The following is a 6,853-nucleotide window of genomic DNA, read 5'->3' as shown; positions in this document are numbered from 1 at the left end:
TGACGCTGTGCATGGCTTCCTTCTGCGTGGCCCGGGGTGTCCAGAGCGCGGATCGATAACGGCCATGCTATTGGCGTTGGAAGGTGACCGGAAGGGGCTGCTTTGACCGTGCCCTCAGTTGGTGGGCGGGTAGGATCTCCCGCATGGAATCCGTTGTTTTGTACAGCATCGCTGAGGGCGTCGACCGTTCACGGGTTATGGAGACGTATCCCCGCCACCAGGCATACTTCGAAGCGTTCCGCGCCAATGGCGGCGGTCTCCTGGCACTGGGTCCGTTCCTGACCCCGGATCCTGCCGGTTCGTCTATGGGGCTTTTCACCCCGCGGGAGGAAGCGGCGCGTTTTATTGCCGAGGATCCCTTCGTTGTGGAGGGACTGGCCGTGCCACGAATCCTGGAGTGGGATGCAGTGCGGTTCGACTAGGTCCCCTCCCGAAGGACGCGGAGGTGGGGGTGCAGTGGAGGCCCAGCTCAGGCGTGACATGGTCGACGGCGACCTCGCCGCCTTGGACCAGGTGGAGCTGTTTCGTTTGGCCACATGGCAGGAGGATCCCGCCTGACTGGCTACTTCTCCACAATGAGCTTGTCAGGAGCCCACGACTGGACCCGACGGGGGAGCGCAGCGCCTGCGTCAAAGGCCGCTGTGATTTCTGCCCGTCCGTCTCCCAGATCCTCCCAGCGGCCGGGAATCGACTCCCCGCGGTCGTTGGCGCTGCTGCCGTGCCAGATGCAGGTCCCATCCGCCTGCACTTCAATGGCGTCCCGCCACCGAGCCGGCCGGAAGGCGTAGCCGCGGGGGCGGAATATCATCGTGGAGGCGGTGTCTTCCTCGTGGGAGTGCAGCCAAATGCCAGTAATCTCCTGCGGGGGTCCATTCACGGCATGACCTTCCGGCCGGCGTCGTCATCCTTCCATCGTCCTCCAGCAGGTGCGGCGGTGACACCGTTGAGCGCCGAGCGGATGCCCTCCAGGATCAGCATGGTCCGTTGGTTTTCCTGGCGGAGCCGACCGAGTTCCTGCCGCAGCTGGAACACCTCGCTGTCGTCCTGTTCCTGGGCCTGAGCCGGGACCGGAGCAGGGGAGCCGCTGCTTCGGTCCCGTTCCCGGCGACTGCCGGCGTGTTTGCCGGGAAAGAGGGCAACGAGGCGTCAGGCAGGGCGAACGCGGGCGCGGTCAGGAAGGATGCGCGGGCACCGTCAAGGCAAGCGTCCATCCGGCGTGACTGGCCGTTGGTGAACATATACATGGCGGCATCATCGGTGTAGTCCATGTAGTTCATGAACATGTTGCCGTCGGGTCCGTTGTTGCAACTGACCTGCGGGAACGTCGGGCTGTTAAAGGTGGCGTCGGCCTGGTTGGGCGTGTCGTCAACCAGATCGCTTCCGCTACAGGAGCCGCGGTCATCGCCCCAGATGTGCCGCAGGTCCAGCCAGTGGCCGATCTCGTGCGTAGCGGTCCGGCCCAGATCAAACGGAGCCTGCGCGGTTCCGCCCTTGCCGAAGCAGAAGCTTGCGATGACAACGCCGTCCGTGGTGGGCGGTCCGCCAGGAAACTGGGCGTATCCGAGGATGACGCGGCCGATCCCGTCCCGGAGCCCGTTGCACACCCACATGTTGAGGTAGTCGTCGCTGGGCCAAGGGTCCGCACCGCCGGTTGCACTCGACTTGACATCGTCCAGTTCGGTGGTGAAAAACGGCACGGACGACGCCGTCCGCGTGATGCCGTCGGTGGGATTGCCGTTGGGTCCTGGGACGCGAGCCGGAACTCTATCCTGCAGTCGGCCACCCGGTCCGTCCAGACGGACGGCACCTTAGACACGTCCGGATTGCCGGCCCGAAAATCTTCGTTGAGGACGTCGATCTGGCTCTGGATCTGCGCCGCGCTGATGGTTTGCACAGGGTCAGCCGGATTGTGCACCACGTGGACCACCACCGGGATGGTGAGTACTCCGCTTCGGGCGATACTGCGCGTCTGGTCCTCGTAGGCCAGGGCCCGGTTGTCGATCAGTGCGCGGCGTTCCTGGTAGGTCACGCTCTGGTTCAGGAGGCGGCGGTGTACTTCCATGGTCCCGCACAGTTCACGGCCGCGCTGTTGCTCAGGAAGCATTGGCTGGTTTGCTTCGTGCATCGTAGGATCTCTCTTTCACGTGCTGGGTCCGGCAATACTGGTGACTCTGCCAAGGGATTGGGCCACAAACATCCCAATGGTGGACAGGTACTCTAGCCGCCAGCCGTTACTCCAGTGTTACGGCCTAAACCCGGTCAGTCGGGGGCGTCATTGACAGCCCGCCACGGACTGCGGAAAGTGGTTGTTGCATCTGTTCCAGCCCAGGCTGGAGTTCGGGGGTACCCATGGGCAATGACGGCTATGGCCTTCAGTTGCGGCTGCTGCAAACGTGGCAACTTCGTCGGGACACCGAGGTCCTGCATGTCGCCGTGCGGCCACAACGGCTGATTGCCGCCCTCGCCATCCTTGGTCCCCGTCCACAAAGCTACCTCGGCGGACTGTTGTGGCCGGAAATCGGGGACCCCAGCGCGCTGGAAAGCCTTCGCGTTACTGTTCAACTCGTCTCCCGGCAGGTGCCCGGCCTGCTGGTCAACGGCGGGATGATCCTGTCCCTCAGCGACTTGGTGGAAGTGGACCTGCACCGGCTTCGGGCCCGGATGCGGGAGCTGGGCCGTGCTGGACTCAACGGGAATGTCCATTCCCTCCTCCAGCAATTAGGTGATTCTGAGTTGCTCCCTGGCTGGTACGAGGACTGGGTGCTCTTTGAACAAAACAGGCTGCAGCAGGAGCGGCTCCACGCCTACCACCTCATCGCCGGCGAGTCGCTCGTCAGGTTTGACTATCAGTCTGCCCTGGAGGCTTCCAAGGCTGCGCTTGCCCTCGAACCGCTCTATGAAAGTGCCGTGCGACTTCTCATCGAGGCCGAACGGCGGCAGGGCAACAACGCTGCCGCACTTCGTGCCTATGAAAGATATGAATCGCAGTTGAAGGAGGACATGGGCCTGGTACCATCGGAAGCCATCCGCCGCCTCGCAGTGGAGATTTCCCTGCAGGTCGGCCAAATGGGAGCTACTTAGGCCCCGCTCGGAGCCTCGGACTGGGAAAGAAGCCATTCCCGCACCGCTCCCAGGACTTCGTCCGGGTCGACCGTATAGACAGTCTTCGGCTTAGAGGTTGGAGATTGGCTGTAGGTCAACCTTGCGCGGAACCCCGGCGTCTGGTCAGGCTCGGCCCATGTGCGGATCACCAGGGTGCCCATCGACGGCACTTCCCGGTCCGGCTCCACACCGTCAGGAGTTCCCGACGGAGGACCATCCGTTGTCATGACATGTCACCTTACTCTCATTTAGCCTAGATCCTGCTGCCTTGATCCTCCTAAAGAACGATCAGGAACCAGCCGGTGTACGGCAAAGATTTGATCAAGATCGACCGAGGGTCAGGCAGGGCAAGGCAACAGGGTCAGCGATGCGGCCTCGTACGGCGCCTTCCCGTGCTGCCGTCGGGCGTCGCTCACAAAGGGGGCACAATAGGTGCCATGGCTGATTCTGAAGCGGTGACAACACAAGGCTCAACGGTCGAGGAATGGACGCAGGCATTGGCGGAGTCCAAGGGTTCGCCGGGCGGAGGGGCAGGGACGGGGGTAATGCTTGCCATCGCCGCTTCCCTCGTGTCGATGGTGGCGGGCTATACGAAGCCGGGCCAGGGCCAGGACGGGGAGCTCGCCGATATCCACGCACGCGCGCGATCGCTCCGTGAGACCGCCCTTCGACTGGCCGACGACGACGCTGCCGCCTCCGAAGCGTTCGGCGCGGCGTTCCGCCTGGACCCTGGGCGGGAGCGCAATGACGCCATCCACGGGGCCTCGGTTAACGCCGCGAAAGCTTCGGCCGTGCTGGGAGAACGGGCGATGGAGGCCATCGAAGACCTTGGCTGGCTCGCTTCCCATGGAAACCCGGCGCTGATCGCCGATGTGGTTGTCGCTTTCGGAGCCCTCCGGGCAGCAGTGACGGGGGCGCGCACGAACGTCAGTTTTGACCTCGCAACGCTTCGATCCGCTGGCGCCTCGCTTGAGCAGATCCGGGAAGAACATCCAGATCTGTGGACGACTGTCCAGCAGCTCAACTCAGCCCTCGACCGGATCGACGAGCTCACGGCCGGGGTGGATCACCGCGCCGCCCCAACTGACACTGACGCCTTGGAATAGTTCTGCCGGATCACTCAATCGAGTTGGGTCCGTGACCTACACAAGGGGCCAGGGGTAACGCATTCCGGTGGGGTCGACCGGCAGCTCGCCGTTCCGCAGCACCCGCTGCACCCGTCGCTGCAGTGCGGCCACTTCGGCGTCGTCGAGAAGCTGTACCACCTCGGGCGGGACGTACTCCACGAGCGGGGTGATGTCCTGCAGCAGGGAGGCAGGGACAGGTTCGCCCGCGAAATCCCAGATGACCGTGCGCAGCTTGAAACCAGCGGAGAAACACAGCCCGTGGTCGATGCCCCATACCCGCCCGTCATGCCCCCGCAGAACGTGCCCGCTTTTGCGGTCCGTGTTGTTGCTGACGAAATCGAACAGGGCGATACGGAACAGGGCGTCGTGGGTTTCCGGCGATTGCCCGTACAGGGTGAAGTAGTGGTCCCGGTAGTCGCAGGGCACGAACCATTGCAGCGACCCGACTCCCAAGGGGGAGTCGTCCCGGATCACTGTTGGCGGCACAAGCCCCCACTGGAGGTAATCGCTCAGCAGGTACGCGGCTCTTTCCCGCCGGTACAGCCCGGGCTCGAAGTCGGACAACGGCCGTTCCCCAGCCTCAGGCTTGTAGACAGCATGGGCCGAGTCGTCCCGGGAGGAGACCCGCACCAGGAACGTGGCGTTGCTGCTCCTCGGGATGCGTGCCAGCAGCTCCACCCGGCCTTCGCCTAGCAGCGTCAGTTCCCGCCCCGGCACCGGCTGCTCCTTGTCATTGCCTGTCCCAACCCTGATGCGCCCGATTACACTGCGACCGCAGCCCGCTGAGGGGCTCCGACGTCGAATTCACCATCAGCGCAGCAGGCGCCCGACGTTCGTGAAACTTCTTCCGTTGGGGAAGCGGAATGTGAAATTCCTCGATTCACGGCATGTGGGGGGACTACCGTGGAGTGGTGACTGATCGACCCGATATCTGCACTGTTGGTGAACTGCGTGCGGCAGGGTATGTCCAGAAGGACCTGCGCCATGAGATCCGCGACAACCTGCTGGCCGCGCTCGCTGCCGGCCGCGATCCATGGCCAGGGCTGTACGGCTTCAGCAGGACCGTCCTTCCCCAGCTCGAGCGTGCCTTGATAGCAGGCCACGACGTCGTGCTCCTCGGCGAACGGGGGCAGGGCAAAACACGGCTCCTGCGCACGCTGGCCGGGCTGCTGGACGAATGGTCACCGGTGATCGAGGACTCGGAACTCAACGAGCACCCGTACGAGCCGATCACGGAGCACTCCCGTGCCCGCGCCCTCACCGAAGGAGACCGGATGCGCGTGGCCTGGCGTCACCGGTCGGAGCGGTACGTGGAGAAGCTCGCCACCCCGGATACCTCCGTTGCGGACCTCATCGGCGACGTCGATCCGATGCGGGTGGCCGAAGGCCGCCGCCTGGGGGACCCGGAAACCATCCACTACGGCCTGGTCCCGCGCTCCAACCGCGGCATCATTGCCATTAACGAGCTGCCCGACCTTGCCGAGCGCATCCAGGTGTCGATGCTGAACGTAATGGAAGAGCGCGATATCCAGATCCGCGGCTACGTGCTGCGCCTGCCGCTGGACGTACTCGTCGTTGCGTCGGCCAACCCGGAGGATTACACCAACCGCGGCAGGATCATTACGCCGCTAAAGGACCGGTTCGGTGCCGAGATCCGGACCCACTACCCGATAGAGCTGGCTGACGAGGTGGCGGTCATCCGGCAGGAGGGGCAGCTGGTGGCCGATGTCCCGCCCGTCATCCTTGAGATCCTGGCCCGCTACACCCGCGCGCTCCGTCAGTCCCCGGCGGTCAACCAGACCTCCGGAGTCTCCGCGCGCTTTGCGATCGCCGGTGCGGAAACCATTGCCGCAGCAGCGCTTCGCCGGGCCAGCGTCCGCGGGGAAGGCGAGGCGGTGGCACGCATCGTGGACCTTGGCACCGCAGTGGACGTGCTCACCGGCAAGATCGAATTCGAGTCGGGGGAAGAGGGCCGCGAGGAGGCCGTCCTGGACCACCTCCTGCGCACCGCCACGGCCGAAGCAGTGCGGGCGCATTACCAAGGCATCGACCTGGGCCCGCTCGTCGCCGCGCTCGACGGCCACAGGACCGTGACCACCGGCGAACACGTCACTGCGGAGGAATTCCTGCAGAACCTGCCGTCCCTGAACGGATCGGGATTGTACGACGAAATCAGCGGCCGGCTCGGCGCAACGAACGAAGGGCAGCGCGCCGCCGCCATCGAACTCGCCCTGGAAGGCCTCTACCTTGCCCGGAGGATCTCGAAGGAGTCCGACGATGAGGAAACCATCTACGGCTAGCAGCAACACAGCTGCAGCAATGGCAGCAGCAGGGCGGCCAGCACACGAATAGGAGCCGACATGGGCATCCACAACCACTCCGCCAGGTACGGCCGCTATACAGGCGGGCCGGACCCGCTCGCGCCGCCCGTTGACCTGGCAGAGGCCCTGGAAGCCGTCGCCGAGGACGTCATGGCTGGCTACTCGCCCCGGCACGCCCTGCAGGAGTTCCTGCGGCGCGGCGGCCGGAACCGGGAAGGCCTCGATGACCTCGCCCGGCGCGTGCAGCAGCGCCGCAGTGAACTCCTGGACCGGCACCGGCTCGACGGCACCCTCAATGAGGTC

At 64.7% G+C, this 6,853-nt stretch carries 8 protein-coding genes and 1 pseudogene; 5 read left to right on the top strand and 4 right to left on the bottom strand.

Translation table 11 applies throughout. From position 1 onward, the window contains the following. Nucleotides 1-143 precede the first annotated feature (143 nt). Nucleotides 144-422: a YciI family protein gene (locus AC5RWX_RS28645; protein ID WP_494099629.1), complete on the top strand. Its 279-nt coding sequence runs from the start codon at nucleotides 144-146 to the stop codon at nucleotides 420-422. Nucleotides 423-562: 140 nt separating this feature from the next. Here AC5RWX_RS28645 and AC5RWX_RS28640 read toward each other — a convergent pair whose 3' ends face one another. Together AC5RWX_RS28640 and AC5RWX_RS28635 are read right to left on the bottom strand one after the other, a co-directional pair. Continuing rightward, nucleotides 563-877: a hypothetical protein gene (locus tag AC5RWX_RS28640; protein ID WP_494099628.1), complete on the bottom strand. Its 315-nt coding sequence runs from the start codon at nucleotides 875-877 to the stop codon at nucleotides 563-565. 94 nt (nucleotides 878-971) lie between these two features. Further along, nucleotides 972-1,697 (bottom strand): M43 family zinc metalloprotease, encoded by a 726-nt coding sequence (locus AC5RWX_RS28635; RefSeq protein ID WP_494099627.1) that lies wholly within the window; start codon nucleotides 1,695-1,697, stop codon nucleotides 972-974. A 652-nt stretch (nucleotides 1,698-2,349) separates the two neighbouring features. On the opposite strand from AC5RWX_RS28635, the gene AC5RWX_RS28630 reads away from it, so the two are divergent. Then, entirely contained in the window at nucleotides 2,350-3,081 is a 732-nt protein-coding gene (locus tag AC5RWX_RS28630) for an AfsR/SARP family transcriptional regulator (RefSeq protein ID WP_494099626.1), read from the top strand. Here the strand turns inward: AC5RWX_RS28630 and AC5RWX_RS28625 are convergent. Next, the gene (locus AC5RWX_RS28625) at nucleotides 3,078-3,329 is read right to left on the bottom strand and encodes a hypothetical protein (RefSeq protein WP_494099625.1); all 252 of its coding nucleotides are present in this window, start codon (nucleotides 3,327-3,329) and stop codon (nucleotides 3,078-3,080) included. The two genes, AC5RWX_RS28630 and AC5RWX_RS28625, sit on opposite strands and share 4 nt — an antisense overlap. A 210-nt stretch (nucleotides 3,330-3,539) precedes the next feature. Here AC5RWX_RS28625 and AC5RWX_RS28620 point away from each other — a divergent pair, with 210 nt between their 5' ends. After that, entirely contained in the window at nucleotides 3,540-4,208 is a 669-nt protein-coding gene (locus AC5RWX_RS28620) for a cyclodeaminase/cyclohydrolase family protein (RefSeq protein WP_494099624.1), read from the top strand. A gap of 36 nt (nucleotides 4,209-4,244) precedes the next feature. On the opposite strand, the gene AC5RWX_RS28615 is transcribed toward AC5RWX_RS28620, so the two are convergent. Beyond that, nucleotides 4,245-4,946 (bottom strand): SCO1664 family protein, encoded by a 702-nt coding sequence (locus tag AC5RWX_RS28615; RefSeq protein WP_494099623.1) that lies wholly within the window; start codon nucleotides 4,944-4,946, stop codon nucleotides 4,245-4,247. A 194-nt stretch (nucleotides 4,947-5,140) separates the two neighbouring features. Here AC5RWX_RS28615 and AC5RWX_RS28610 point away from each other — a divergent pair, with 194 nt between their 5' ends. Then, on the top strand, nucleotides 5,141-6,529 hold the full coding sequence (locus AC5RWX_RS28610; protein ID WP_494099622.1) for a sigma 54-interacting transcriptional regulator: 1,389 nt from the start codon (nucleotides 5,141-5,143) through the stop codon (nucleotides 6,527-6,529). A 60-nt stretch (nucleotides 6,530-6,589) separates the two neighbouring features. Continuing rightward, a pseudogene (locus AC5RWX_RS28605) lies at nucleotides 6,590-6,853 on the top strand (hypothetical protein); the annotation flags it as partial.

It is taken from the genome of Arthrobacter sp. SPT-J7 (assembly GCF_059089965.1).
This window is presented reverse-complemented; position numbering and strand designations above follow the sequence as displayed.

What these genes read in the sequence shown, in the direction of transcription:
- AC5RWX_RS28625 (WP_494099625.1), bottom strand. Translation starts at nt 3,329, where the DNA reads ATGACAACGGATGGTCCTCCGTCGGGAACTCCTGACGGTGTGGAGCCG.
- AC5RWX_RS28620 (WP_494099624.1), top strand. Translation starts at nt 3,540, where the DNA reads ATGGCTGATTCTGAAGCGGTGACAACACAAGGCTCAACGGTCGAGGAA.
- AC5RWX_RS28630 (WP_494099626.1), top strand. Translation starts at nt 2,350, where the DNA reads ATGGGCAATGACGGCTATGGCCTTCAGTTGCGGCTGCTGCAAACGTGG.
- AC5RWX_RS28645 (WP_494099629.1), top strand. Translation starts at nt 144, where the DNA reads ATGGAATCCGTTGTTTTGTACAGCATCGCTGAGGGCGTCGACCGTTCA.